This is a genomic window from Microbacterium sp. ARD31 (genome assembly GCF_031844425.1).
Genome location: NZ_JAUZVE010000001.1, coordinates 600,091 through 623,662 on the forward strand (window position 1 = coordinate 600,091; position 23,572 = coordinate 623,662).

The 23,572-nt window shown below is 65.4% G+C and carries 27 protein-coding genes; 18 read left to right on the top strand and 9 right to left on the bottom strand.

What is annotated here, in order from left to right:
* Window positions 1-441: 441 nt before the first annotated feature.
* The 10 genes from Q9S36_RS03105 (at window position 442) to Q9S36_RS03150 (ending at window position 5,133) form a co-directional block, all read left to right on the top strand.
* The gene (locus Q9S36_RS03105) at window positions 442-738 is read left to right on the top strand and encodes a hypothetical protein (protein ID WP_311283887.1); all 297 of its coding nucleotides are present in this window, start codon (window positions 442-444) and stop codon (window positions 736-738) included.
* Window positions 738-1,031 (top strand): WhiB family transcriptional regulator, encoded by a 294-nt coding sequence (locus Q9S36_RS03110; protein WP_311283888.1) that lies wholly within the window; start codon window positions 738-740, stop codon window positions 1,029-1,031. The genes Q9S36_RS03105 and Q9S36_RS03110 overlap by 1 nt, the downstream gene beginning before the upstream one ends.
* Before the next feature lie 12 nt (window positions 1,032-1,043).
* On the top strand, window positions 1,044-1,622 hold the full coding sequence (locus Q9S36_RS03115) for a hypothetical protein (RefSeq protein WP_311283889.1): 579 nt from the start codon (window positions 1,044-1,046) through the stop codon (window positions 1,620-1,622).
* Window positions 1,623-1,967: 345 nt separating this feature from the next.
* A complete protein-coding gene (locus tag Q9S36_RS03120) occupies window positions 1,968-2,096 on the top strand; it encodes a hypothetical protein (protein WP_311283890.1) in 129 nt (42 codons plus the stop codon).
* Window positions 2,093-2,278 (top strand): hypothetical protein, encoded by a 186-nt coding sequence (locus Q9S36_RS03125; protein ID WP_311283891.1) that lies wholly within the window; start codon window positions 2,093-2,095, stop codon window positions 2,276-2,278. The genes Q9S36_RS03120 and Q9S36_RS03125 overlap by 4 nt, the downstream gene beginning before the upstream one ends.
* Window positions 2,275-2,577 (top strand): hypothetical protein, encoded by a 303-nt coding sequence (locus Q9S36_RS03130; RefSeq protein WP_311283892.1) that lies wholly within the window; start codon window positions 2,275-2,277, stop codon window positions 2,575-2,577. The genes Q9S36_RS03125 and Q9S36_RS03130 overlap by 4 nt, the downstream gene beginning before the upstream one ends.
* Window positions 2,574-3,188 carry a hypothetical protein gene (locus Q9S36_RS03135; RefSeq protein ID WP_311283893.1) on the top strand — a complete coding sequence of 205 codons (615 nt, stop codon included), beginning with the start codon at window positions 2,574-2,576 and terminating at the stop codon, window positions 3,186-3,188. Before Q9S36_RS03130 ends, Q9S36_RS03135 begins: the two co-directional genes overlap by 4 nt.
* Window positions 3,185-3,847, top strand: a complete 663-nt coding sequence (locus Q9S36_RS03140; RefSeq protein ID WP_311283894.1) for a recombinase family protein — start codon at window positions 3,185-3,187, stop codon at window positions 3,845-3,847. Before Q9S36_RS03135 ends, Q9S36_RS03140 begins: the two co-directional genes overlap by 4 nt.
* A 238-nt stretch (window positions 3,848-4,085) precedes the next feature.
* Window positions 4,086-4,580: a hypothetical protein gene (locus Q9S36_RS03145; RefSeq protein WP_311283895.1), complete on the top strand. Its 495-nt coding sequence runs from the start codon at window positions 4,086-4,088 to the stop codon at window positions 4,578-4,580.
* 70 nt (window positions 4,581-4,650) lie between these two features.
* Window positions 4,651-5,133 (top strand): DUF6998 domain-containing protein, encoded by a 483-nt coding sequence (locus tag Q9S36_RS03150; RefSeq protein WP_311283896.1) that lies wholly within the window; start codon window positions 4,651-4,653, stop codon window positions 5,131-5,133.
* A 133-nt stretch (window positions 5,134-5,266) separates the two neighbouring features.
* On the opposite strand, the gene Q9S36_RS03155 is transcribed toward Q9S36_RS03150, so the two are convergent.
* A complete protein-coding gene (locus Q9S36_RS03155) occupies window positions 5,267-5,530 on the bottom strand; it encodes a hypothetical protein (protein ID WP_311283897.1) in 264 nt (87 codons plus the stop codon).
* A gap of 336 nt (window positions 5,531-5,866) precedes the next feature.
* Here Q9S36_RS03155 and Q9S36_RS03160 point away from each other — a divergent pair, with 336 nt between their 5' ends.
* Window positions 5,867-7,507 (top strand): DNA methyltransferase, encoded by a 1,641-nt coding sequence (locus Q9S36_RS03160; RefSeq protein ID WP_311283898.1) that lies wholly within the window; start codon window positions 5,867-5,869, stop codon window positions 7,505-7,507.
* On the opposite strand, the gene Q9S36_RS03165 is transcribed toward Q9S36_RS03160, so the two are convergent.
* The 6 genes from Q9S36_RS03165 to istA form a co-directional block, all read right to left on the bottom strand.
* Window positions 7,456-8,388, bottom strand: coding sequence for a type II secretion system F family protein (locus Q9S36_RS03165; protein ID WP_311283899.1), 933 nt, complete (start codon window positions 8,386-8,388; stop codon window positions 7,456-7,458). The two genes, Q9S36_RS03160 and Q9S36_RS03165, sit on opposite strands and share 52 nt — an antisense overlap.
* Window positions 8,385-9,245 carry a type II secretion system F family protein gene (locus Q9S36_RS03170; protein WP_311283900.1) on the bottom strand — a complete coding sequence of 287 codons (861 nt, stop codon included), beginning with the start codon at window positions 9,243-9,245 and terminating at the stop codon, window positions 8,385-8,387. Before Q9S36_RS03170 ends, Q9S36_RS03165 begins: the two co-directional genes overlap by 4 nt.
* Window positions 9,242-9,784: an ATPase, T2SS/T4P/T4SS family gene (locus Q9S36_RS03175; protein ID WP_311284442.1), complete on the bottom strand. Its 543-nt coding sequence runs from the start codon at window positions 9,782-9,784 to the stop codon at window positions 9,242-9,244. The genes Q9S36_RS03170 and Q9S36_RS03175 overlap by 4 nt, the downstream gene beginning before the upstream one ends.
* Window positions 9,785-9,892: 108 nt before the next feature.
* Complete coding sequence (locus Q9S36_RS03180) at window positions 9,893-10,870, bottom strand: hypothetical protein (protein WP_311283901.1); 978 nt, start codon at window positions 10,868-10,870, stop codon at window positions 9,893-9,895.
* Window positions 10,871-11,132: 262 nt separating this feature from the next.
* Window positions 11,133-11,921 (bottom strand): IS21-like element helper ATPase IstB, encoded by a 789-nt coding sequence (gene istB / locus Q9S36_RS03185; RefSeq protein ID WP_311283902.1) that lies wholly within the window; start codon window positions 11,919-11,921, stop codon window positions 11,133-11,135.
* Entirely contained in the window at window positions 11,921-13,123 is a 1,203-nt protein-coding gene (istA, locus tag Q9S36_RS03190) for an IS21 family transposase (RefSeq protein ID WP_311283903.1), read from the bottom strand. Before istA ends, istB begins: the two co-directional genes overlap by 1 nt.
* Before the next feature lie 353 nt (window positions 13,124-13,476).
* Between istA and Q9S36_RS03195 the strand changes: the two genes are divergently transcribed.
* From Q9S36_RS03195 to Q9S36_RS03225, 7 genes are all read left to right on the top strand, one after another.
* The gene (locus Q9S36_RS03195) at window positions 13,477-14,814 is read left to right on the top strand and encodes a hypothetical protein (protein WP_311283904.1); all 1,338 of its coding nucleotides are present in this window, start codon (window positions 13,477-13,479) and stop codon (window positions 14,812-14,814) included.
* Window positions 14,774-16,030 (top strand): hypothetical protein, encoded by a 1,257-nt coding sequence (locus tag Q9S36_RS03200; protein ID WP_311283905.1) that lies wholly within the window; start codon window positions 14,774-14,776, stop codon window positions 16,028-16,030. The genes Q9S36_RS03195 and Q9S36_RS03200 overlap by 41 nt, the downstream gene beginning before the upstream one ends.
* Before the next feature lie 143 nt (window positions 16,031-16,173).
* Window positions 16,174-17,049, top strand: coding sequence for an SMEK domain-containing protein (locus Q9S36_RS03205; RefSeq protein WP_311283906.1), 876 nt, complete (start codon window positions 16,174-16,176; stop codon window positions 17,047-17,049).
* Between the two features lie 40 nt (window positions 17,050-17,089).
* Complete coding sequence (locus tag Q9S36_RS03210; protein WP_311283908.1) at window positions 17,090-17,962, top strand: hypothetical protein; 873 nt, start codon at window positions 17,090-17,092, stop codon at window positions 17,960-17,962.
* Window positions 17,963-18,070: 108 nt separating this feature from the next.
* Window positions 18,071-19,810, top strand: coding sequence for a hypothetical protein (locus Q9S36_RS03215; RefSeq protein WP_311283909.1), 1,740 nt, complete (start codon window positions 18,071-18,073; stop codon window positions 19,808-19,810).
* A 142-nt stretch (window positions 19,811-19,952) separates the two neighbouring features.
* Entirely contained in the window at window positions 19,953-21,197 is a 1,245-nt protein-coding gene (locus Q9S36_RS03220) for a hypothetical protein (RefSeq protein ID WP_311283910.1), read from the top strand.
* A 275-nt stretch (window positions 21,198-21,472) separates the two neighbouring features.
* Entirely contained in the window at window positions 21,473-21,745 is a 273-nt protein-coding gene (locus tag Q9S36_RS03225; RefSeq protein ID WP_311283911.1) for a hypothetical protein, read from the top strand.
* Between the two features lie 91 nt (window positions 21,746-21,836).
* On the opposite strand, the gene Q9S36_RS03230 is transcribed toward Q9S36_RS03225, so the two are convergent.
* On the bottom strand, window positions 21,837-22,907 hold the full coding sequence (locus Q9S36_RS03230) for an XRE family transcriptional regulator (protein ID WP_243567740.1): 1,071 nt from the start codon (window positions 22,905-22,907) through the stop codon (window positions 21,837-21,839).
* Window positions 22,904-23,515, bottom strand: a complete 612-nt coding sequence (locus tag Q9S36_RS03235) for a hypothetical protein (RefSeq protein WP_311283912.1) — start codon at window positions 23,513-23,515, stop codon at window positions 22,904-22,906. The genes Q9S36_RS03230 and Q9S36_RS03235 overlap by 4 nt, the downstream gene beginning before the upstream one ends.
* Between the last annotated feature and the right edge of the window lie 57 nt (window positions 23,516-23,572).

Consider the following 23,572-nt stretch of genomic DNA (forward strand, 5'->3'; position numbering starts at 1 on the left):
CCGAGGAAAAACACTTCCCCGTCCCCCTTTCGCCGCCACACGGCACACACCCTTGGGTGCCAGTGCACGGTGAATGGCCGTGCCGGTGACCGGCAGGCAAGAGGTGATCAGTGATGAACCGACAGCAGCGCCGAGCAGCAGCTAAGGCGGGGCGCACTGATCCTCAGGCGGTGCAGTACGCCAACTCGTACAGGTGCCCCGACTGCGACAGCACCCAGCGCCTGGAAGTGGACGAGTACGGCATTCACCACCTGCACGTCTTCCATGCGGACACCTGCCCCCGGCTGAACGGGGTGACGTCGTGAGCGAAACCTCTGCGGCTGTGCGGCCGAGTACCGAGCAGCACCCATGGACGAGCCGAAGCAGCAGCAGCGGTGCACAGCCCGCCCCGGAGAGCGTGACCTGCCGCGCCTCCAGAAAAAACCCTAAAGGACACACATCATGACCACCCCCGACCCGACACCGGAAGACAACCCCTACCTCGTCTTCTTCCAGGGCAACGGCAGCACGCACCGGCTGGACAACGACTGGCGCAAGATCAGCGCGCTGCTGGCCAAGGGCACGTTCACCGTCAGCGAGGTCGTCCACAAGACCGGCGTCAGTCGCCGCGTCATCAAGGGGCTGCTGCACTACGGACGCAAGGCGGGCGAGGTCCGCTCGGTGCCCGTCACGCGCCACGTGGAAGCCGCGTCCAACGTCACGGTCGTGCAGCGCATGCACGGCTACCGGCTGCCCTGATGACGGCCGAAGCTGCGTGGACAGCCCTGGACGACGCTCTGCAGGAGTACGACCCGCCTTGCAAGGGCGACCCGCTGTACACGACGGACGAGCGCCTGACCCCGGATGACCTCGCCCTGATGGGCAGCTTGTGCGCCTCGTGCGACGTGCTGGCCCAGTGTCACGCCTACGCCACGGCCGCCAAGGTGCAGGCGGGCTACTGGGCAGGCCGCAAGTACGGGCGCACGCCACGCATCACCCGCAAGACCACCGACGCCGGGGCGGTCTCCCCGGCACCCATCACAAACCAGTAAGGAACACACATCATGAGCAAGCGCACCCCTCTCTCCGTGCAGAACGACGTCATCGCAAGCCACGAGGCCTTCCACAGCCGCGCCCGTGCAGCCCGTCAGGAGTACTACGACGGTCGCAAGGCCATCATGGAAGACACGCGGCTGAGCGCCGAGGCCCAGGAGGAGGACGCCGCACGCCTGCTGGAGCAGACCGTCGCCAAGATCCAGGGCATCCTCGGTGAGCAGCGGTCCTACGTGGACGGCCTCAAGGCCAGCCTGGCGAAGGAGCTGCGTGGCAACCTTCCGCAGGACGCGAACAGCATCATGCTCCGCCGTGACGCTGCCGACCGTGCCCGCAAGGTGGCCGACGAGAAGGAAGCCCTCGCTGTGCTGGCCGATGCCGTGGCGACCGGCGACGACACGATGGCCCACGCGATCGGCACCAAGGCCCGCAACAACGGCTGGATCAACGCTGCCGAGGCCTGGCAGGCTGCCCACCCCGACACCAGCGGCATCGCCGAGGCGCTGACCTGGGTGGAGGGCTACACCAGCGGCGTCGGGTACAACATGGCCAACGGTGCCGCCTACCAGGCTCCGGACGCCAACGGCTAATCCCACAGACGGGGCGGCAGGGTCTTTCCTGACTCCTTTCTACCTGCCGCCCAAGTGCGGGCCTGGTAACCCCGCGCCCCTAGACCCCCTGCCACGAGCGGGGGGTCTTTGGCCGACCTGCCCTCTCGGCCTGCCCCTGCCGTTCGGGCAGACGGGCGTCTAGGCCCGATCTAGCCGACGACCCGCCCCGCGCTCCCCCGCTGCATCAGCCAGCACCAGCAGCCAAGCGCGAGCACCCTCAATCGAACACACTTGCGAATGTCCCGAGCAGCGCGCGAGGGTACTGGCCAGGCGGAAGGCGCTAGCGCACGTATCCGCCCCGGTTCCACAACCCAAGGAGACAACATGAGCACCCCTGCCCCGGCAAGCACGCACGTCGCAAGCCAGATACAGCCCGTCATCCAGCCCGCCCCGGAACCCTCGTTCCGCGAGGCGCTGCTGCGGCTGGCCCTCGCCCTGGGAAGCCAGCGATGAGTACATACACCGGCTTCATCCGCTTCGCGAACCCTGGCTACCCCGACAGCATCGAAGAGATCGACGTGGTGGCCACCAGCGCCGACGAGGCCCGCCAGCGCATCCAGCAGGAGTTGGACGACGACTACGAGCCAGGCGGCATCATCGCCCACATCGAGCAGCGCATGGGGCTCTTCTCATGAGCCTGGAAAACTACTGGGCCAAGTACGACGCCACCCTGGCCCGCGTGCGGCACGAGCGCCCTGACACGTTCGCCAAGCTGAAGGCCATCCTGGACGCGTTCGAGCCGCCAAGCAGCGGCGACGCGTTCTTCCCCGGCGGTGCCGATGACGACCTGGCCGACGCGCTGCACGACGCGGGCTGGGGACTGCGCTTCGTTGAAGGCAGCTACGTCTACATCGCACGGCATCCCCGCACCGGGGCCAGAATGGAGCACGTGGAGGGTGACATCTACGACCGGACCAAGGAGGCAGCATCATGAGCACAGTGCAGCCCGCGTCTCGTTCGTGCTTGTGCGGCTGCGGTGCGCCGATGGGCATCAGCTACTACCTGCCAGGACACAGCATGCGGCACCTGCACGCGGTCGCAGGCGCTGTCGCTGCTGGCACGGTCACACCGGCTGCCGCGTTCGCTGCCATGCCACGGTCGGCCAAGTCCCGCGCCAGCCTGGCCACGCTGCTCACCAAGAAGGGCATCGCCTACGACCCCGCTGCGGCTGCCTGGGACGGTCCGGACTACTGCGCTGAGGGCCACGCGCTGACGCCGGACAACAGGCAGCCGGGGGGCGGCTGGTGCATCATGTGCACGCGCACTCGCAGCGACGGGCTCAAGGCCAAGTACCGGGGCATCGTTGATGCTGCCAAGGCGGTCCCGTGCGCGGACTGCGGTGTGCAGTACCCCACCATCGTCATGGACCTGGACCATCTTCCCGAGTTCACCAAGCTGGCAGCACTGTCGGTCATGGTGCAGAACCCTGCCAGCTACACCGAGCAGCAGCTCCGCGAAGAGATCGCCAAGTGCGAGGCGGTGTGCGCCAACTGCCACCGACTGCGGTCGGCCAGCCGGGGCAACTGGGCAGGGGCGGAAGCATGACCGGCGAGCGGAAGCACATGCTGGCCTACGTCCGTGTGTCCACCGAAGAGCAGCAGCGCTCGGGCCTGGGGGTTGAGGCCCAGCAGGCAGCTATCGCCGCCGAGTGCATGCGCCGGGGCTGGACCTACGAGCTGTTCCAGGACCTGGGGTGCAGCGGCAAGCACGTCAACCCCGAGTTGCGCCGTGGGCTGGAGCTGCTACACGCGGGCCAGTTCGACGGGCTGATGGTGGCCAAGCTGGACAGGCTGGCGCGCTCGGTGCGGCATGCGTCGGCAATCATCGACAGCGCGATCACGCAGGGCTGGGCGCTGGTGGTCCTGGACAACGCGCTTGACCTGACCACGCCTGGCGGACGGGCGATGGCGAACATGCTGGCCACCTTCGCGGAGCTTGAGCGCGACCTGATCGCCACGCGCACACGGGAGGCACTGGCAGCGCGCAAGGCCCGAGGGCTGCCGCTGGGCAGGCGCACGGCCATCCCTGCCCCGGTGCTGCGGCGCATCGTGCTGGACCGTGAGCAGGGGTGCAGCTTCGGGCGCATCGCGGCTGACCTGATGGGTGACGGGGTGCTGTCCCCGACGGGCCTGCCCGAGTGGCACGAGTCCACCGTGCGCCGCGCCTACCAGTCGGCCACCAGAGACACAGCAGCAGCCGCCTGACGCCTCCACCGAGAGACCCCTGGGCTAGTCGCCTGGGGGTCTCTGTGCGTCCGCTGCGGACAGCCGGAAACGCGCCTCTCCGCCTTGCGCCTGGAACTTGCCTGCCCGCTGCTGGTGCCCGAGTCACGATATTGAGGCCCAGTCTTGGATGCCCTCGGGACGGTGATGCATGGTTCAACTAACCGAACACACGTTCGAGTCAAGTTCCGCACATCAGTCCCACGAAAGGTTCCACATCATGGCTACTAAGCGCACCGCTACCAAGTCCCTGAAGCCCGTCGAGACCGTTGAGCAGGCCGCTGCCGACGAGGCCCTGGCGACCATCGAAGCCGCCATCCAGCAGGTCGTTGACACGTTCGGTGTCAGCGTGCAGCGTGCCCGACTCAAGGGCATCCGGGCGCTGGCCTACCAGGCACTCCTGGAGAGCATCGAGGCCGGCGATCTGGAGGCGCTCACCCAGCGGGCCATCGCCAACGCGGGCAGCCTGCCCAACGGCTGGACCGTCACCCCGCCCAAGCGCGCCCCGAAGCCCGAGCGCAAGCCCCGCGCCAGCAAGGGCAGCACCGTCGCCACCGAGGAAGGCGTGGTCATCGCCGAGCAGCGCCACGTGGACGCTAGCGTGCCGGTCGTGCACGACGCAGACCCGAACAAGGCCAACGGCTGCACCTGCGGCCAGTCGTACGGCAGCAAGGCCGCACTCAGCCGTCACCTCAACGTCGCCGCCAAGGCGTGAGGCTGCTCCCCCGCCTGGTCGGCGGCGTCCGCTGCGGCAAGGCCCGATGATGAACACTGAGGAGAACCACATGAACGACCTGCCTGACCTGACCGCCCTGCCCGTGCGCAGCCTGCTGCTGCTGGAAGCGAGCATTGTGAAGGAGCTTCAGCGCCGCGAGCTGGTGCGGACGAACAACAAGCCCCTCGGGGACATTGCCGAGCACATCGTCTGGCTGGCCCGTGGTGGCGTGCTGGAGCCGACCAGCACCAAGTCGCACGACATCACGACGCCTACCGGCCAGCGCATCCAGGTCAAGGCGATGGGGGTGCGCACCGTGGCTGGGGGCAAGTTCAGCGCGTTCCGCAGTACCGACTTTCACACGGCTGTCTTCATCGTCATGGACGCCACCTTCGCTCTCGCGGAGGCGTGGGAAGTGACTGCTGCCCGCGTCGGGGAAGCTGCCCTCAGCGAGCACGTCTCTGCACGGCAGCCCACGCTTAGCCAGGTGCGTCAGTGGGGCACCAACATCACGGCTGAGATGCAGGCAGCCTACGCTCGCATCGACGACTAGCCCAGCCTGCCGACCCCCGGTAGCCCTCTGCCCGACTGGTAGGGGGGTCCCCGACATGCTGGGCCAGACCCGGCCCGTTCGCTCGCCAGCGGTCGCTCTAGCTCCCCCGCGCGTAGCCCCGCTGCTCCCCGGTCTAGTCGTCGTTCGGCAAATACCAGCCGTGCTCGCGGTGCCGAGTCGTAGCATCCGGGTTCTCGCGCTCGTAGGCCTCATTGGCGCGGCGGGTCATCTCTTCGTCGTAGCGGTGCAGCTCGTTGTAGAGCCTGTCAGCCCGGGCGATATCGTCCCCGCAATCGACGTACTGCAGTCGCAACGCCTCGCGCTCCTCTTCAAGCTCCGCGTCCGATAGCGAGCGGAGGCTACCGAAGCCGCGTGCGATGGAGTCGAAGATGCCCATACATGGATACTGCCACGTGGGACGCACCGGCAGCGATGGCTTACCCCGCTCGCTCAGAACTCGGCAGCGCTGCCGCGTGCAGGTCGGCACTGGCGTCTCTGGGCGGCTGCCTTACGCTGGCTCGATGGATGACCTAGCGCGGCAGAGGCAGCTACGGCAGCTTCGCGACGAGGTACTGAGCACGCCGAACTGTCCGGAGTGTCTGCACCGCATGGAGGCAGCCGTGATGGACGGTGAGCCGGTCTGGCGGTGCGCCCAGTGCGGGGCTACTCAGTCGGGCTAGCGTGCCCCGCGTGGTGCCCCGGCTTGCCCGACGCTGCCCCATAGGCTCGGAGAGTGAGCACCGACAAGCAGCAGAATCACCTGTACTACGGCGACAATCTCGACGTCCTGCGCAAGCTGCCCAGCGAGTCGGTCGATCTCGTGTACCTGGACCCGCCCTTCAACAGCGCCCGCAACTACAACGTCATCTTCGCCAGGCACGGGAACACCCCCCAAGGCGCGGCAGCACAGATCCAGGCTTTCGAGGACACATGGACGTGGACCCCCCAGACCGAAGCTGAGTACGACGAGTACATCAGTGGGGCATTGCCGCCCAGGGTTGCCGAAGCCCTGACCGCCTTCCACACGTTGCTCGGTGAGAACGACGCCCTTGCCTATCTCGTGAACATGGCCCCCCGGCTGGTGGAGCTGCACCGTGTGCTCAAGCCCAACGGCTCGATCTGGCTGCACTGCGACCCGACGATGAGCGCATATCTCAAGGTGCTGCTGGATGCGATCTTTGACGCCCGGAACTTCCGCAATGAGGTCATCTGGAAGCGCGCCACAACGGTCAAGGGCAACCACGGCCAAGGGCAGCGCGCGCACGGCACGAATACCGACGTGATCCTGTACTACGGCAAGACTGCAACATCGGCTTACAACCAGCAATTCAAGCCGTACTCGCAGGAGTACATCGACACCGCGTATAAGTTCACCGAGCCGGAAACTGGGCGGCGATACCGGCTTATCTCGATGATCGGACCAGGTGGAGCCGCAAAGGGGAACCCGTACTACGAGGTGATGGGTGTCAGCCGGTACTGGCGTTACTCCAAGGCGCGCATGGACGAGCTGATCGAGGCTGGCATGGTGGTTCAAACCAAGCCGGGGACAGTGCCGAACCGCAAGCAATATCTGGACGAGGGCAAGGGTGTCCCGGTGCAATCGCTCTGGGATGACATCCCCAACCTGCAAGCAGCAAGCGCCGAGGCACTTGGCTACCCCACGCAGAAGCCCCTCGCCCTGCTGGAGCGCATCATCGAGACCTCCACCGAGCCGGGTGACGTGGTGCTTGACCCATTCTGCGGCTGCGGCACCACGGTTGACGCTGCGCAGAAGCTCGGGCGACAGTGGATCGGCATTGACGTTACCTACATCGCCATTGACCTGATCGTGAAGCGCCTTGTCCACACATACGGGCCGAGCGTTATGAACGAGATAGATGTCAACGGCATCCCGCGCGACCTGGCCGGTGCTCAAGCCCTGTTCGACCGCAACCCCTTCGACTTCGAGCGCTGGGCGGTGTCGCAGATCAACGCTCAGCCCAACGAGAAGCAGGTCGGTGACAAGGGCATTGACGGTGTAGCCCGGTTCACCCTGGATGGCACCGCCAAGAATGTCGGGCGCGTGCTGGCTTCGGTCAAGGGCGGCAAGCAGCTCAACCCCGCGATGGTGCGCGACCTACGCGGCACCGTGGAGCGCCAGAAGGCCGAGCTTGGCGTGCTCATCACCATGCAGGAGCCAACGCGCGGCATGGTGGACGAGGTCAACCATTCAGGCTCGTGGACGCACCCCGCCAACGGCCAGTCGTACCCCCGGCTGCAGATCATCACGGCTGCCGATCTACTGGCGGGCAAGAAGCCAAACCTGCCGCCGATCTTCCTGCCCTACGTCGCAGCCCAGCGCGCCGTCGCCCAAGCCGGGTCAACTCTCTTCTGAGTCGGGGTTGCATCTCGTCTTGTATGGCAAGGTGGGAACCCCATGTTGTTTGGGAAGAGCATCGCGATCTCCTTCTTGCCGGCGCGTTCGATGAGCGAGCGTTTTGCGTCCTCGCGGGCGTCGCCGGCCTGCGCCTGCAGGACCCCCGCCAACGGCGCACCGCGGTCGATGGCCGCGACGAAGTGCTCGAGCGCGCGCGACAGTGCCGGCACGTCGAGCCGCCGGCCAAGGTCCACGAGGGCGTCCGACAGGTTCGACCCGGTTCCGCTGTCGAGGACGGCGCGGCGGATCTCCGCCGTCAACTCACCCGAGCCGCTCTCCCCGACGCGGCGGAGGGCGTCGCGCAGGCCTTCGCCCGCGGCGAGACAGAGCGAGAGGAACTCGAGGAGCGTCGGCAGCTCCTCCTCGACGCGCGCCCGCCGTCGGTGCCCCGCCGACGTCAGCCGCAGATCCAGCACGGCCGCCGCGGCCGCCCCGGCCACCGGAGGAAGCAGGACGGCTCCCGGACTCATCCGGCCGACGAGGGCCAGGAGGACCAGGACGGCCCCTCCCGCCAGCGCACCCACCACGATCCAGGTGAGTTGCCGCGCACGGAACCCGGCCGCATCCTGCGTCCAGCCGGCCTGCCGCAGCCGCTGCTCGAGACGGGCGGCTCCCCCGAACGCGGCCATGAACCGATCGCGCCGCGTGCGCCAGTCCGTCCCGGCGGACTCGAGGGGGGTCAGACCGCGCGGGTCGGCGATGTCGCGGAGGTAGGGTGCGATGCGCCGCGACAGCGTGGGCGCCGCCAGCCGTGGCACGCGGGTCGCGACGAGCACGACACCCGCCGCGAAGGCGCCGCCGAGCACGATCGCGAGCGCGAGCTCCGTCAGGGCGTTCATGCGAACCACCTCCGAGGCTCCGGGAGGCGTCCGATGCCGACCATGAGTCGGAACGCGACCACCGAGACGGCGGCGCCGAGCAGGATCACCGCGACGCCCTCGGGGCTGCTGTAGGCCGTCGCTCCTTCGGGGCGCAGGGCGAGCAGGCCGAGGATGATCCACGGCGCGACGACGCCGAGCACCGCGGCCCCGCGGATCCACGACTGACGCGCTTCGATCTCGGCGCGCAGCGCCGCGTCAGCCCGCACCGAGGCGGACAGGGCGCGGAGGACGCTCGTGAGCTCCGTCCCGCCGACCTGACGGGCCATCCGGAGCGCCTCGATGATGCGGTCGGCGACCGGATCGGCCAGCCGGGCCTTGAGGCGCAACACGCTCGAATCGAAGTGCCCCGACGCCGACACGTCCGACGCGAAGGCCGCGAACGCGGGGCGCAGCGGCGGCGGCCCGACCTCGCCGAGCGCGGAGACCGCGTCGGGAAGCGACATCCCGGACCGTACCGAGGCGACGAGGAGGTCGCACACGTCCGGCCACAGCTGACGGCGGCTCTTCTGACGCCGGCGGGTGCGACCCCGCAGCCACCCCGCGGGCGCGAAGAATCCCGCCACGGCTGCGACGGCCGCGAACGCGGGCAGGGCGGTGACGAGCCAGACGATCGCCCCCGAGAGCGCCGCCGCGGCACAGGACACCGCCGCGAGGTGCCCGGGCGTCGCATGGCCGAATCCCGCGCTCTGCAGGAGACGAGCGGATGCCGCATCGCGCGGCACGGGCGCCGGCTCCCCCGCGCGCGGTGGCCAGAGCCACGGTGACAGGGCGAGCAGAATGCCCGCCGCGAGGGTGATGCCGAGGAGGACCGTCATGCCGGACCACCTCCGAAGCGCGTGCGGGTCTCGACCACGCCGTCGACGACTCGGCCGGTCGGCGCGACGATCTCGACGACGGTGCGGCGACCGTCGGCATCCCGCCGGCAGTGGACGACCAGACCGACCGAGGCGGCGATCGCGGGCAGGAGGAAGTCACGGTCGATGTTCCGCCCGGCCAGCAGCGGGAGCGAGCCGAGCTTGCGGAGCGCGTCGGGCGCCGAGTTCGCGTGGATCGTGGCGGCGCCCGGGACGCCCGTGTTCAGGGCGAGCAGCAGGTCGAGGGCCTCCGCATCGCGGACCTCGCCGACGACGAGGCGGTCCGGCCGCATGCGGAGCGCTTCCTTTACGAGCCGGCGCAGCGACACCTCGCCGGTCCCTTCGAGGCTGGGCTGACGGCCCTGCAGCGCGACGAGGTCGGGGGCCTGCGCGTTCAACTCGAACGTCTCCTCGACCGTCACGATGCGGTGGTGCGCCGGTGCGGCGGCGATGAGGGCTCCGAGCAGCGTGGTCTTCGCTGCAATACCCCCTACATGCATCACTCGGAATAAGCCTCTGGATCAGGGCTTTTCATCGATCATCACACGGTGCTCCTCCGACGCGCATTGTCATCCTTGACGCGCAAGCGCAGAGAAGCGACCGGCCCCTCAGGAAGGCGTCGACTCCAGGTGGCTGAGGACTCGATGCATAGCGCGAATCGCCTGTATGGCATCGGGCTGTTCGACTCGAGTCTCGCCCTCATGGACGGCCACGTGGCGCTTCCCGTACAGGGCTTCAGCCGCGGTCGTGATGTCAGCGGGAGCATCGGCAAGCCGGCGCTTCACATCGAGTCCACGTCCGCCGCACGCCGTCTCGACAGCGAGTCGCGCGGAGAGCACGGCCTCGCGGTACCGGCCGCTATCGAAGTGCGTCTGCGCGGTACGCGCGTGCGCCTCCGGCGCTGACTCCTCCGTCAGCACGCGGAACGCATCCCGGTATGCGGTGTCGGGTGTTGGGCCAAGGAGGTAGGTGAGTTCGGTGCCGTCGTTGAAGAGCAGCACGTCGTAAGAGTCTGTTGCCGTACCCCCGGAGACCAGCACGTAGTCCGCGAAGCCGTCCTTCTGGTAAAGGTTGGCCATGTAGCTGTGGGCACCTGTGAACTGCGGACTGCTGAGGAACGTGAGCAGATGGTCCTGGTTCTTGCCGTAAATCTCGATCTTCCGACCAGTGACCTTCTGCCGGAGACGCAAGCCAAGACCTCCGTCCTCAACGGGGTACTCCTCGATGTATGCCCACACGGATGTCGGAGGAGATGCGGTGTCCGCGGCTCCGATGTGGACCTTCACCGAGAAACCCTCGAACGCGACAGCGATCTCCTGAGCGTTTTGCGTCACGATCGGCGCGGAGATGGCGATGTACTCCGTGCGACTCCGTGGCTCGACGAGCCCGCCTCCATGGACGTAGCAGTCCTGCAACAGGTTCGACAGCGGTGCAAATAACCCGAACGTCAGGTTGCCCGTCAAGACCCTCACGAGCCGCTTGGTCGACTTCTCACGAAGGCGGAGGTCCGGTGCACCAACGGCGTTCTCGAACCGCTCGACGTAGCACTTGACGATGCCCGAACTCTGGGCGCTACGAGCAGTCACCTTCGCTGCCTGCGCAGAGCGTCGCGCCTTCGAGCTTGATGGGCTCATTCGCATGCCCCCGCTTTCGGCTTGGTGGTCAGGGTGATCCGCAGGCTATCTGAGAACGGGCGCAGTCACTTGCTCCGTGCCGTTGCCAGGGCCGCCAGAGTCCCTCGCGACCACGACGCTGAGAGCTCTGGGCCCGATCCTCGCTCGCTTTGTCGACGACGGTTGAGATTCAGGCCAAAGCGACGGGCGAAATCTAGGCCACTTGTTCGTGTTGTCAGTCTGCCGGATCTTGTGTCTTGATGCTGGGAAGGCTGTCGATGCCTCTGCCGCGGAGCCGGTAGCTGGCGCCTTTCAACGTGAGGACGTCGGCGTGGTGAACGATGCGGTCGATCATTGCGGCGGCGACGGCTTGGTCGCCGAAGACCCCGCCCCAACCCGAGAATGGCAGGTTCGAGGTGAGGACCAGTGAGGCGTGTTCGTAGCGGGATGACACCAACTGGAAGAAGAGGTTGGCGGCGTCTTGCTCAAAGGGCAGGTAGCCGACTTCGTCGACGATGATCAGCCCGTAACGGCGGAGCCGTGCGAGTTCGCGGGGCAGATTCCCTTGCCGGTGCGACTCGGTGAGTCGGGTGACCCAGTCAGTCGCGGTCCCGAACAACACCCGGTGGCCGTGGCGGGCCGCGACGATCCCGAGCGCGGTCGCGAGGTGGGTCTTCCCGGTCCCGGGAGGGCCGAGGAGCACGACGTTCTGCGCTTCGAGGAGGAACCCGCCCGAAGCCAACGCGGCGATCTGTTGGCGGGTGGCGGGTTGTGCGTCCCAGTCGAAGTCCTCGAGGGTCTTCCGGCTCGGGAACCCGGCGGCTTTGATCCGGAGTTCCGCGCCGGAAGCGTTGCGGGCGGAGACTTCGCGTTCGAGGACGGCGGCGAGGTAGTCCTCGAACGACCAGCCCGCGTCCCTGGCCTGATCCGCCATCCGGGTTGCGGCCTCGGTGATCCGGGGCGCCTTCAAAGCGCCGGCGAGATAGGTGATCTGCTTGGTTGCGTCGGTCTGCTTCGCAGCCATCAGGCGACTCCCTCGATCCCGAACGCCCGGTCATAGTCCGCGAGATCCCGACTCAGATCATCGACCGGCGGCGTCCGGGGCGCCTGGAACTGCTGCCGCAACCGCTTCGCCGCCTCAACGTGTGCCGGGTCGGTGATCGTGGAGCCGCGCGCCCAAACGCGGGCGTGGTCCGCGACGACCCGGCCATCGAGCCTCACCCGGACCCGGTCGAGGTCCGCGGTGATGTCAACGATCCGTCCGATCGCTGCGGGGTCAACCGAGTAGTCCGATGCGTCGAGTCGAACGTAGTAGTCCCGGCCGAGGCGGACTCGTTCTCGCCAGCCGAGCTGCAGCGGGATCGGCGGCAAGGGCAGCATCCGTGCTCGGTCGTGCCCGATCAGATCGACGGGTCGGGCTTTGATCGTCCGGACCAGCTTGGCGTTCGCGTTCTCGAGCCAGCCCTGCAGCTGTGCGTTGAAGTCCGCCGGGGAGGTGAACGTCCGGCCCGGCAGGAACGAGGTCTCGAACCAGCCGTTGCGGCGCTCGACGATCCCCTTCGATTCCGGGTCGTAGGGCTTCAGCTGAACGACCTTCGTCGCCAGCGTCCCCGCGAACGCCGCGACTCCTTGGGCGAGGCGGCCGCGCTGCCCGATCCCGGACTCGTTGTCCCAGATCAGCCGCCGTGGAACCGCGCCGAGCTGCTGGATGAGTTCCCAGTGCCCGAGCAGCAGATCCTCCGTCTTGCGGGTCGGGATCATCCGGGCCGTCACGAACCGGGAATGCGCCGCGACGATCACCAGCACCGGCAACATCACGGCGGTGCCGTCCTCGACGGGGATCTTCCGCGGCGGGAACCACAGATCACACTGCGCCGCATCACCCGGAGCCCACGTCAATCGATCCGCCGGGTCAACGGGGCGATGCTCAGGCCGCAGGCGTCTCACGTTCTCTCGGAACCACGTGATCGATCCGGACCACTCCACCCGCTCCGCGATCACCGTCGCCGGCAACGACGGATGCTCCGCCAACAACGATCGCACCCGCGCCTCAAACGGCGAGAACGACGTCGGAAGCGCCGCCCGCTCATACTTCGGCGGCCGCTCCGAGCGCACCGCGGCGGCCACTGTGTCCCGTGCGATCCCGAGATCGCGAGCCACCTGCCGCTGCGGAACACCGTCCGCGACGAGCCGCCGAATCAACGCCCAATCTTCCAATGAGATCACCCACCCAATCTGGTCTGGGTGGCCTAGTTTTCAAGCGTCGCTTTGGCCGGATTCTCGAGCGTCGCCGACACGCTTGTCGCTGTGGCCTCTCCCTCGTATGCCGGCATCGGTAACTGAAGAGCAAGCCGACACCACTCAGACTCCGCTCCGCACGTGAACCTGACCTGGCGACTCTGCATGTCCGCGACCGACGCTGGTGCGCTCGGGCGGTGGCTGCGATAGGCGCACCTCCCCGCACCGCCTCTGAGCGACCAGTAGAGCCCGACAAGTTCGAGAGCAGCGAGCGCCGAAGGAGAGGGCTGATCAGCCCTAAAGTTGTTAGAGAAACCCTGATGCTGCGAGGAGGTGGCCCTGTGTCGACAACCGTCGATCCCGTCAACGCTTCGGATCGCAGGCTTGGGCGTTCAGTTACGCGCATCCATCAGGCAGAGCGGGTGATCCCTGAGACCGCGAGACCATCTCTGGAGTCTCTGATTGTCGCGGGCGCGGCCATGGACTTCGTATCGCGCGTTCACGGCTTTTCTGCGGCATTGTCCCCCGCGGCGATCGAGATGTTCGCAAACCAAGCGGGCCTGGGCCGACAAGCTCTCCATAACGTCGTCCTGCCAGCGTTGAAAGCTGCAAATGTGGCTGACTACACCCTGAACGGCGAGGGGCTTGTCAGCGGGGTGCAGGAGTACTTGGGCGTTACAGGGAACCTCATCGAGCAGTCGTATCGTGTGCTGCTGGAGTTGCGGCCCTCACAAGCTGAGTTCGTTGTGCTGCACTCGGTAGAACTCGCGTCCTATGCTCCCTTGACCGAGCACCAGCATCTCGACCAGCTGGTCCGTCGTGGCTTCTCCGAGGGGGACGCGACGACCGGGTACAAGCTCACTCTCGCAGCCGGACTGAACAAGCGAATCAAGTCCGCCGACCTCAATGAGTATGTGGTCTACAACCCCTACGTTTGGGAGACCGGGCAAGTTCCGATCGCAGGGTTCCTGCGCAGCCTGCCGCCTGCAGAGCGTGATGCACTCATCGGGATCTGTGAGCAAGCATCCGCATCTCCGGGTTTGGCGCTGCCGTCTGTCACCGGGACATCACCCCAGATGTTCGCCGCGGCGAGGAAGGTGGGCCTCGTGCAGGCGGCAACGGTCAAATCAACGGCATCTGTCGGGTCCCAGACATACGTGTTCTCTCCCGCTCTCGAGTCTGATGACGACAAGTTGGTCACGACTGAGGCGCTAAACCAGCGCAAGCTCTTCGTCGCGCACATGCTCTTCGGGCACGAGAAAGCGGAACGAGGCGGAGGCCGAATCATGGACCCGGTCGTTCTGGTGCGTGCTCTGCTGAACCGAGGCACGGTCGGCCCGGCCAGCAACATCCGCACGGACTACCACTTGCTCGAGGCACACGGCATCGTGAAGGTGAATGAAACCGCCGGTGGCAGGGCATACCTTGAGCTGGTCAAGGAGGAGATCGTCCAGGGAGGACTCGGCTGGTTGCAAAAGTCGTCCGGCACACCGCTCGCCATTGAACCCGATATCAAACTGCTTCAGTCCCCTGGGACCTTTAGCAATCCGGAACAGGAGCGCGCGAACCCAGCCGACGATGCCGCAGCGAACGAACTCGCCGAAGCAGCCGTCTTGAGACTTCGGGAGGAGGTGCGCAGTGCCAACCGCCAAGACAAGCCAACTAACCTCCGGCGATGAGCTGGAGGCCAGAACCGCACAGGTGTGGTTCTGGGAGGGCTACTACAGCCGATACGGGATCGATCTGACCAACCACTACGGTGCAGAATTGATCCAGGTCACGGACTTGGACCTGCTGGCCTCCGCATTTGGCCCCGCGCTGGAAGTCCGCAAGACCATCGGCGAGTCCAAGAGCGGCGGGCGAAGCGCACCAAAGCCCCTGGACCGTATCGTCTGGCTCAGTGGTTTGCAGAACCTGGTCGGCGCCAACCAAGCTGAGCTGACGATCAAGGCAGCGCCGACTTCTCGCGTGCGAGAACTCGGACGGCACCTGAATGTGACAGTCCAGTCCATCGCCGATCTCACTGCACGAGAAGACGACATCGATCTACGAGCTGTCGCAGACACCGGCGCTCACGGTGCCGGTGCCATGCAGTTGCGCAAGACGGTTCAGGCAATCAGTCGTAACGACCCATTCCTCGAATCCGCGTACCGATACCTGACCTCAACCGTATGGTTTCTTGACGTGTTCTCGGCCACGAAGCAGACTCTCGGGCTCGCCCGCACGCTCGCGGAGCGCTGGACACCAGGCGTGAAGGACGACGACCATCTAGCCATGAGGTGGCTAATCTCAGAAGCCGTCAGTCTTCTCGGATATAACATCGTCGCCATTGCCGGTCACGTGCGGCCGATGAGTTCGGATGCGTTCAACTCATATCTTCGGGAACGACTTGCTGACGGAATTGTCCCTGCGCAGAAGATGCGCGTGCTCGCTCGCGACATCGACAAGTACATCAGCGGTGTGTTGACAGCTGCGAACGCGCCAGCGACTATTCGCGCCCAAGCCATTGGGGCGTTTGAACCATCGCCGCCGGACTGGGCTGACTCGCTCGCAGAACTTGCTTTGCGTCTTCGCCGCATCCCAAACATCGCGGATCTCCCGCGTCAACTCGACCTGCTCGTCTATGAGCGCCTTGCCCGAGGACGAACCGTGCCCGCCGACGCAGCATCACGGCTGCGACTTGCCGACCCGGAAACGACCGTCGCGATCCGTACACTTGCAGCTTTCCTCCGCAGCTATCAGGGCATCACCAACGACGTAAGCGACTTGATCACAGCCCCTGTCGCCGACCCTAAACCAGCGTCCAGCGCTACCAGCTCGGGCCTCGATCAAGGAGCGCTGTTCGACTTGAGTGAAGCCCATGCCGTCAAAGACGAGACCGGCTCCAGCTCATGATGAGGGGCACAACCTGCACGCAGTTCACCCCCACACACAACAACGCCGGTATCGCTAAGCAAATCACCACCGCGGCATGACCCCACCGAGCGGGTCCTAAGGACTGGCAGATCGGCGGTCGCTGAAGACAGCAAGGAACCCGTATGGAAGAGACAGTCGTCAAGGCTCGGATCGTGGACCGAATGAGCCTGCTGGAATCCCACGTCTCGGGGCGAGTCGCACACAGTCTCAACGACGTGACCTCGGCTCTGGAAGTGCTCTACCGAGAGGTCCTCAACCTCACTCACGGGTGGGACCTTGCCTCGGCGAACTTCCCTGACCGCAATTTCCCCGCCATCGACCTGCACGACGTCGGACGACGCCTCGCCGTCCAGGTCACCGTGACCTGCGACACCGACAAGATCGTCGAAACCCAGGACACCTTCCAACGACACAAACTCGACGCCCGATACGACCAGCTGATCTTCGTCGGGATCAAGTCCGTCAAGAAGTCGAGCAAGCTGGCACCCTGGGCCGAGCTCTTCACCCAGAGCAAGCTACTGAATCTCGAGAACCTCGACCTGGCCCAACTGTGGGCGCTCGACGACCGGCTCGCAAAGAGCATTCCATGGCATCAGTTCACCGAGCAGTCTGACCGACACTGCTTCGACGTCGTACTCGGCGTACTCGACCGCGATGCGATCCGGCACATGACCCATGTCGAGGGCGACTTCGACGACATGATCGACGCACTTCGGCAGGTCAAGCAGATCATCAACCAGGGCCAGGTCCGCGGAACTCGGATCCAGGCGAAGCCGATCTCGCTCTATGACACACCGTACGTTCAGATCCTCGAAGACATCGATACCCACGTCGGTCGCATGGCGAGCATCATCAAGCGGAACCTCCAGCCGTGCAACTTCCTCCCCCATCCCGCGGCAGACGAGGTCGATCGGGAACGCCGACAACTCGTCGACGAAGTCAACGACTTCTGCGCGGCTCACGGGCACAACCGCCGACTCCACACGTGGGGCGGGTAGACGGACACCGAGCACATCAGCAAGGGATCAGGAGGGTGACATGAGGCCAGAGTTCGAGGAGTCACAGTTCGCCGTCTTCTTCCAGGACGACCTCACGCACAGAAACCTTGCAGGCGTTGAGCTGGCGCCCATCGGTCAGGTCCTTGAAGCGAAAGCCGGATTCGATCTGGGCGGATGGCTTCCCCACGCTCATCCGATGTGGGGCCTGCTGCACTCCGCACCGCTTCCTGGCCTTTCGAGACCGGCATGGAACCCGAATCTCAGCCCGACAGCGGCCGTGACGTCGAAGGCTCTGAATGTCTTCCTCCAGTTCAAGCGCTCGGACTACCTTCACCGGCCTTACGCGACCTACTTCGGTGATCTCGGCGGCCCCTACTGGCGCTTCCACGTGGACCGAACCGACAACATTGGCAGTCTCCCTCAGCACGAACTGCTGGAGGAGCTGGAAACGCGCACGGCGGGCCTCGGGCTCGTTCGGTACGTCGCACCGATTTGCCACACCTATGCGGAACTCGAAGCTCTGTGCGATGCCAGGGCGCTTCTCGAAGAATGCGTCTACGTCGCTCCCACACGGTTCACGCCAACCCACACCACCTGCGCGTACACGAGCGCCACGAACATGATCGTCAATCCCGACCCGGAAGCGACAAAGGCAGACACATGGAGCGACATCCGCGACGCGCTGGGCGAGCTGGCAACAGTTGCGACGGACATCGACGATCTTGTCGGGAGGACCGCGGAAGTCGCGTTCTCATTGGGCGCTCGACGGCCCGACCAAATGCGATACCCGTGGCGCATACCTCGGGCACTGCCATACGAGACTCGGACCCTCATCCAGACCTATCTGCCGGCCGCTGAGCTCCTCTTTCGTGCACGGTTGGAGTGGCTCGTCGCCTTAGTCCCCGCTCCTTGAGGACTAGTTCGGCTCGTAGAGGCTCCACCGTCCCATGAATGCGTTCAAGCTGACCTCGGCGCGTAGTGAAGGTTGGCGTTTGCGTTCGGCTACGGGCCAGGATGGAGTGTGCCTGATCCGAAGGAAGTTGCTCACCCGAAGCCGACTTTGGCGACGATCCGTGAGTTGTACTCGCATGCGTTCACCTGTGCACAGCCGGAGTGCCCGGAATGGCTGTACCGGCAAGAATCGGGCGTTGCGCGACCGGTGCTGAACAGTCGGGTCTCGCACATTCATGCGCGGCAGCCGGGCGGGCCGCGCTGGAAGCCGGGGATGTCATCGGAAGATAACCGGTCGGTCGAGAACCTGCTCTTGATGTGCATCCCGCACTCGTACGAGATTGATGAGCACGAGGCGCGGTTCTCGCCAGAGTTGCTTCAGGAGTGGCGGATCGGCCAGGTTCAGGAGTACTTCGACCGTCGTCATGGTTGGCCGATCAACGAAGACGAGGCAGCTGAGGTGTTGGCGGTCTCATTTGACTCTCCGACGATCGCGGCGCCGCTGCTGACGTCGGTCGTCGCGGCTGCAGAGTTGTACGCACTCAGGGCCGTGAGCACCCGACCTGGGCCGGCAGCTGCTGCGGCGGCCTGGCGGAGAACGCGCGCCGAGGCGAACGCGATGATGCTCGCGTACGACGACGAGGGTAATCGTGTGTTCGTCGAGCCGTCGAACATGGAGCGGCAGCAGCACGAGCGAGCGGTGCTTGCGGCGCTGGATGAGGTGCGGGCGGTGTTGGAGCCGATGTACGAAGACGTCCTGGCGAAGATCGCGACCGCCCGTCACACGTCGGTGCGGTCAGCTCCGTGGTGCGACTGGGTGGCACGTGCTGTCGACGAGCTCCTTGCTGCTGCCTCTGCCTGGCCTTGGGAACCGCCGTACGAAGACACTGACCGGTTGAGTGACGCTGCTGCTGAAGTGCGTGCCGCGGTCAGCGGGCTCGCCTCATCGCTTCGTGGAGAGAACCCGCCGCCGCCACCGGCTGTGCCGGAACCGGTTGTCAGCCAGGCGGACGAAGCTCGTGCTGCTCTTGCTGAGGCGATGGCGGCCCACAACGCCCTCTTGGAGCGGGCCCGGCCGTGGGCCCGAGTGAATACAAGGGCGTACGACCCCGACCTGCGCTCCGAGCTCGTTGTGGCAGCCGACGAGGTGACGCTGATACCGGAAGTGCTGTCCACCTACACGTTTGCGTTGGGTTCAGTTGCCAGCCTTGCGGCGTCGGTCGCGCGGAATGCCACCGACGAAGAGGTGGCGGCACTCATCGGCGAGGACCGTGCGCGTCGGCCGTTGGTCGTTGCAGCGGCGCTGTTGGTGGAGCTCTGGCGAGAAATGAGCGCCGCCGAACGTGGCGACCTAGCCGACCTTGCCCGCGAGAGTCTTCTCGAGGAGCTCGCCGCCCAAGACTGGTCGGTCGAGGACGCATGGGTCGGGAACTACGTGCATGGGGCGAAGATATTCACGCCGTGGTCGCATTGGATGTCAGCTGAGGTGGTGAAGGCTGCGCTCTCGAATGCGCTGGACGCCGCACCCGCGCGTCTGGATGACGTCGTGCTCACTTGCGCCCCCTGGCTAGAACGTGAGAGCAGGGCCGATGGGTCACGGCAAGCTGCACGTTCCTACCGTGAACTGCCGCCTTGGTTTCCGACCCAAGCCATCGTCCGCGCCGCTGCGCTCCAGTATCCACACGTGGTGGCCACGACCTGCGACTACGACGACGGCGTCCCCGAAGGCACGCCCGAGGTGGAGCATCACCTGAGCCACATCCTTCGCCTGGCAACCGGACCTACCGCGCAGAGTGGTGACGATAGTTAGGCACGCAGCCCGAGTGGCTCGCGCAGCCGTGATGATGGCGCATTTCCGATGCGTCTCGACGTCAGTTCCGCAATGAGCATGGACATGGGAAGGAGTCCAGTCCGGACGCTCAGACGCATCGAGACGACGGCGAAATTGGGTGATGGTGATGGACGACTTTCTTGACAAGCGGACGGACACGACACCGCGGGTCGGGCTTCGACGCGAGATCGACACCATCATCTGGGACATCGACGAGCGTCGCTTCTTGATCCGGGTGAAGGACGGCCGGATGTTTGAAGCAGCCGCCCCGCTCAACGACGATCCGGAACGTGCGATCGTCCGCGTCGTGTACTTCTGGCACGCCCGCCACATCGTTTTTGAGACGAATCGCGGCGATCACCTGCTTGGCGTCATGCCTAGCCGTCACAACCTGGCACCCGTGGGTGGTCGACCCGTCGTCTACTTGGATCAGAACCACTGGTCGACGCTGGCAAAGACTTCGAGAGCACCGGATCGAGTTCCCGAGGCAGAGCGCAAGGCGGCGCTGGAGCTCATTGCACTCGCCGAGGCCGGAAAGATCATCCTGCCGATCTCCGCGGGCCACCACAGCGAGACCAGCCACTGGGTGGACGATGACTCCCGCTACCAGCTCGCGCTCACCATGCTCCGACTCAGCAAGGGGTGGCAGATGCGTGACCCTCTTGCCATTTGGGCGGATGAACTACAGCGAGACATCGCCACACACGCCGGAGCAGAACCCTCGTCCTCTCCCCCGGTGTTCACCCTCGAACCATGGGTGATTCACGATGCCAAAGCGCGCTGCACGGTGGGGCCAGATGACTCGACCCAGCCCGGCCTACCGGCCGATCTAGAATTCGCCTTCCAGTCGGCGCTTTCCACCATCGTCTACTTCGATCTCTTGCTCAACACGGCCCCGATTCGTCGCGAGGCGTCGCACGGATGGCGCGCCAAGCAACAACGAACGACGGATGCCCTCGCTGCCGATCATCGACCGAAAGCTCAGAAGCGTCAGATCGCATACGCCCTCGCACTCGATGACCTGAGCCATGAGATGGCCAAAGCTGCGGCGCACACCAACGTCAGTACCGTCGCATTCGACCAGTGGGTGCGGAGCATCTGGAACAAGGAGATGATCGGCACCCCTGCGGTCGCGATGTTCCGCTCGATGTTCGTTGACAAGCACCTCAATCCCCGCACAACGTGGCAAGACAACGACCTCAACGATCTCTTCTACCTGTCCGCCGCCGCCGGATATGCGAACCACATCGTCGCCGAGCGGCACACAACTGGACTCATCGCCCAATCGAGCAAGCGACTGAACGCCCCGGTGGCCGCCCACCGCAGCATCACGGACCTCATCGCAAACCTCACGCTCGCACGATGATGGCAACGCCCAACCCGCGACCACGTCCATGCCTCTTTCCCACTGAGGCTCGGCTAGGGCGTAGCCGCAGAGCTTGGCCGCCGCGTCACGCCCTCGAACTTTGCATGGTCCCAATCGAGATCCGGCGCGAATTCGACGTAGACGAGCGTCGCAGTGAGCACCAAGTAACTCAAAGCCTCAAGGCCAAGCTGGTGCCAGCGCCCACGCCATCCCTCCATCGCCGAGGCCCGCATCGCACTGCGCCACAGTCCCCCACTACTGCTTAGGTCCAAGCCATGGAAGAACACGAGGACACTCACGTCGTCGGCGACGGCTGCCCTGACGATGCCAGAAACGGCTTGGGCCTCCTCTTCATCAAAGGCACGTCGTTCCTGGGCGGAGTCGAGCACGACGTAGACGTCACCGAACGCCTGTTCGGGCGCAGGCTCGTCGCGAACCTCATCGGGACTGTACCGGCACCCATACTCTGCGAATGCCGGCGACTGCCACAGCAACGTCTGCGCAAGGGCGCCGCGGATGACCGTCAGTTCGCCGACGTGATCCCGTGAAGCCTCTGGAAAATCATGGACTCCAAGAATCGGCTACCACGATCGACCGGCTCGGCGATCCTCCGCACAGCTGAGGCCGCTCAGGCCTCAGTCAAACGAGAGTCAGTCGAGGGCGGCTGTCCTCCGGCCCGTCGAGAAGCGGGCTGCCGTGGAAGTCGGTAAGGCCGGCCATCTCGGCAACATCGGCTTGGGTCAGGCCGCGGGCAAGCAGCGCATCGACCAAATGGCGAGCAAAACGCGGCTTCTCCTCCGGAATGTGCTCCGAGTACGGTTCGACCTTCTTCCAACGCCGCGCATTCAGAGCTTGATAAAACCGGCGACGCTCGTCGCTGTTTGCCAAGCCAAGCCGATAGGCACGCTCGAAGATTGCCTGCATCGACACGCCCCACTCAACCTTGAGATCCGTCAGTCTGCCCAAGGAGAGCCCGCCAGTCTTGAGGAGCGGACGGATCTCCACCGTGGGCATGAGGAACTCGGCCGCGAAACGGTTGGCCTCGTCTTCTGCGTCAAGCGACGGGGTGGCGTTGTGCAGAACGAGGTGACCGAGTTCGTGCGCGGCGGTGAGTCTCCGACGATCTGCAGGCGCGCGGGAGTTCAGGCTGATGACCGGCCATGGACCGACCCATTGCGACATACCGTCCACACGATCGGTCCCGTAGTCCTCGATCACGACGATGGCGCCGGCAGCCTCGAGCCAACCCACCAGGTTCTCGACGGGACCCAACGGCATTCGCCACTTCTCTCGAACGAAGGTTGCAGCATCCTCTGGGGCCGTGTCCGAGGGGTCTTCAAATGCAGGAATCTGATGCTGCGGGGCGATGTCGATCCCTTCGACCAGAAGTGACCAGTGCACGCGATGAACGTTCAGCTGAGCTTCGAGGTCCTTCCAGACCGCTGGGCTGACAGTCTTCTGCCGACGCATGTGCGCGGTGGAGGAGATCATCGGGGAGGTGGTCTCGCCCGCGCGAAGATACCGCGTGGTCACGCCCAGAGCAGCCGCAAGATCCTCCAGAATCTCTTCCGACTCTGGCTCGCGCAAAGATGACTCGTACCGTGACAGGGCAGCTTGAGTGATACGTCCGCCGAGTGCCTCGACGAGATCCTCTTGCGTCTTCCCTGCGGCACGGCGAGTCATCCGCAGGATGTCGCCGTTCCAGGTCATGGCTGGCTGCCGTCCTTGCGCTCCTGTCCGAAGTCGGACAGATCGAGCGTGGGGAGGTTCGGCCCCGCGGGGGGCACGATCCGAACAGGCGCGGATGCGCCACCTTCACCGCGGCTCAGATCCGCGACCCAGATCGGACTTGCGCGCAGTCCCTCGCGATACGACAGAACAGGAACACCGATCTCGCGCACGTCCTTGTCCCAGCGGTATCCCGCAGCGAGGTTGATAGTCCCCATACCTTCCAAGGTGGGGGCGCCACCCCACACATCCAGCGCGGAGCGAGTCGGATAGGAGCTGATCTTGTCCTTCGCGTTGTGACGTTTGCAGATCAGCACGACCTTGTCGCGGACGACGAAGTAGCGCGAGATGCCGCGCTCGCGGAACACAACATCGTCGACACCATCGAGGGCCGCCACCATGTGGGCCACGAAGCTGTCGCTGATCCGATTCGCCAGGCCGCGTGACGTTGCCCTCGCGATCTCGGAAGGAGACTCCCTCCGCCACTTCGCGTAGTCCGTCGCGGAGTTGTCGCGCGCCGTCACGATCGCCGACAGCACGGGCTGTCCGACGAACTCGGAGAGCGAATCAGCAGAGGCGTCCAACGTCATGCCACAAAATATACCAGCAAAGATTCCATGCCGCTACGCGCCTCCGATCATGTCGTG

Coding starts and splice junctions, on each gene's coding strand:
- Q9S36_RS03115 (WP_311283889.1), top strand. CDS start 1,044: ATGAGCAAGCGCACCCCTCTCTCCGTGCAGAACGACGTCATCGCAAGC.
- Q9S36_RS03135 (WP_311283893.1), top strand. CDS start 2,574: ATGAGCACAGTGCAGCCCGCGTCTCGTTCGTGCTTGTGCGGCTGCGGT.
- Q9S36_RS03130 (WP_311283892.1), top strand. CDS start 2,275: ATGAGCCTGGAAAACTACTGGGCCAAGTACGACGCCACCCTGGCCCGC.
- Q9S36_RS03170 (WP_311283900.1), bottom strand. CDS start 9,245: ATGACGGTCCTCCTCGGCATCACCCTCGCGGCGGGCATTCTGCTCGCC.
- istB (WP_311283902.1), bottom strand. CDS start 11,921: ATGGCTGCGAAGCAGACCGACGCAACCAAGCAGATCACCTATCTCGCC.
- Q9S36_RS03165 (WP_311283899.1), bottom strand. CDS start 8,388: ATGAACGCCCTGACGGAGCTCGCGCTCGCGATCGTGCTCGGCGGCGCC.
- Q9S36_RS03150 (WP_311283896.1), top strand. CDS start 4,651: ATGAACGACCTGCCTGACCTGACCGCCCTGCCCGTGCGCAGCCTGCTG.
- Q9S36_RS03155 (WP_311283897.1), bottom strand. CDS start 5,530: ATGGGCATCTTCGACTCCATCGCACGCGGCTTCGGTAGCCTCCGCTCG.
- Q9S36_RS03110 (WP_311283888.1), top strand. CDS start 738: ATGACGGCCGAAGCTGCGTGGACAGCCCTGGACGACGCTCTGCAGGAG.
- Q9S36_RS03210 (WP_311283908.1), top strand. CDS start 17,090: ATGAGGCCAGAGTTCGAGGAGTCACAGTTCGCCGTCTTCTTCCAGGAC.
- Q9S36_RS03225 (WP_311283911.1), top strand. CDS start 21,473: ATGGAAGAACACGAGGACACTCACGTCGTCGGCGACGGCTGCCCTGAC.
- Q9S36_RS03230 (WP_243567740.1), bottom strand. CDS start 22,907: ATGACCTGGAACGGCGACATCCTGCGGATGACTCGCCGTGCCGCAGGG.
- Q9S36_RS03125 (WP_311283891.1), top strand. CDS start 2,093: ATGAGTACATACACCGGCTTCATCCGCTTCGCGAACCCTGGCTACCCC.
- Q9S36_RS03235 (WP_311283912.1), bottom strand. CDS start 23,515: ATGACGTTGGACGCCTCTGCTGATTCGCTCTCCGAGTTCGTCGGACAG.
- Q9S36_RS03175 (WP_311284442.1), bottom strand. CDS start 9,784: ATGCATGTAGGGGGTATTGCAGCGAAGACCACGCTGCTCGGAGCCCTC.
- Q9S36_RS03105 (WP_311283887.1), top strand. CDS start 442: ATGACCACCCCCGACCCGACACCGGAAGACAACCCCTACCTCGTCTTC.
- Q9S36_RS03120 (WP_311283890.1), top strand. CDS start 1,968: ATGAGCACCCCTGCCCCGGCAAGCACGCACGTCGCAAGCCAGATACAG.
- Q9S36_RS03220 (WP_311283910.1), top strand. CDS start 19,953: ATGGTGATGGACGACTTTCTTGACAAGCGGACGGACACGACACCGCGG.
- Q9S36_RS03145 (WP_311283895.1), top strand. CDS start 4,086: ATGGCTACTAAGCGCACCGCTACCAAGTCCCTGAAGCCCGTCGAGACC.
- Q9S36_RS03205 (WP_311283906.1), top strand. CDS start 16,174: ATGGAAGAGACAGTCGTCAAGGCTCGGATCGTGGACCGAATGAGCCTG.
- Q9S36_RS03140 (WP_311283894.1), top strand. CDS start 3,185: ATGACCGGCGAGCGGAAGCACATGCTGGCCTACGTCCGTGTGTCCACC.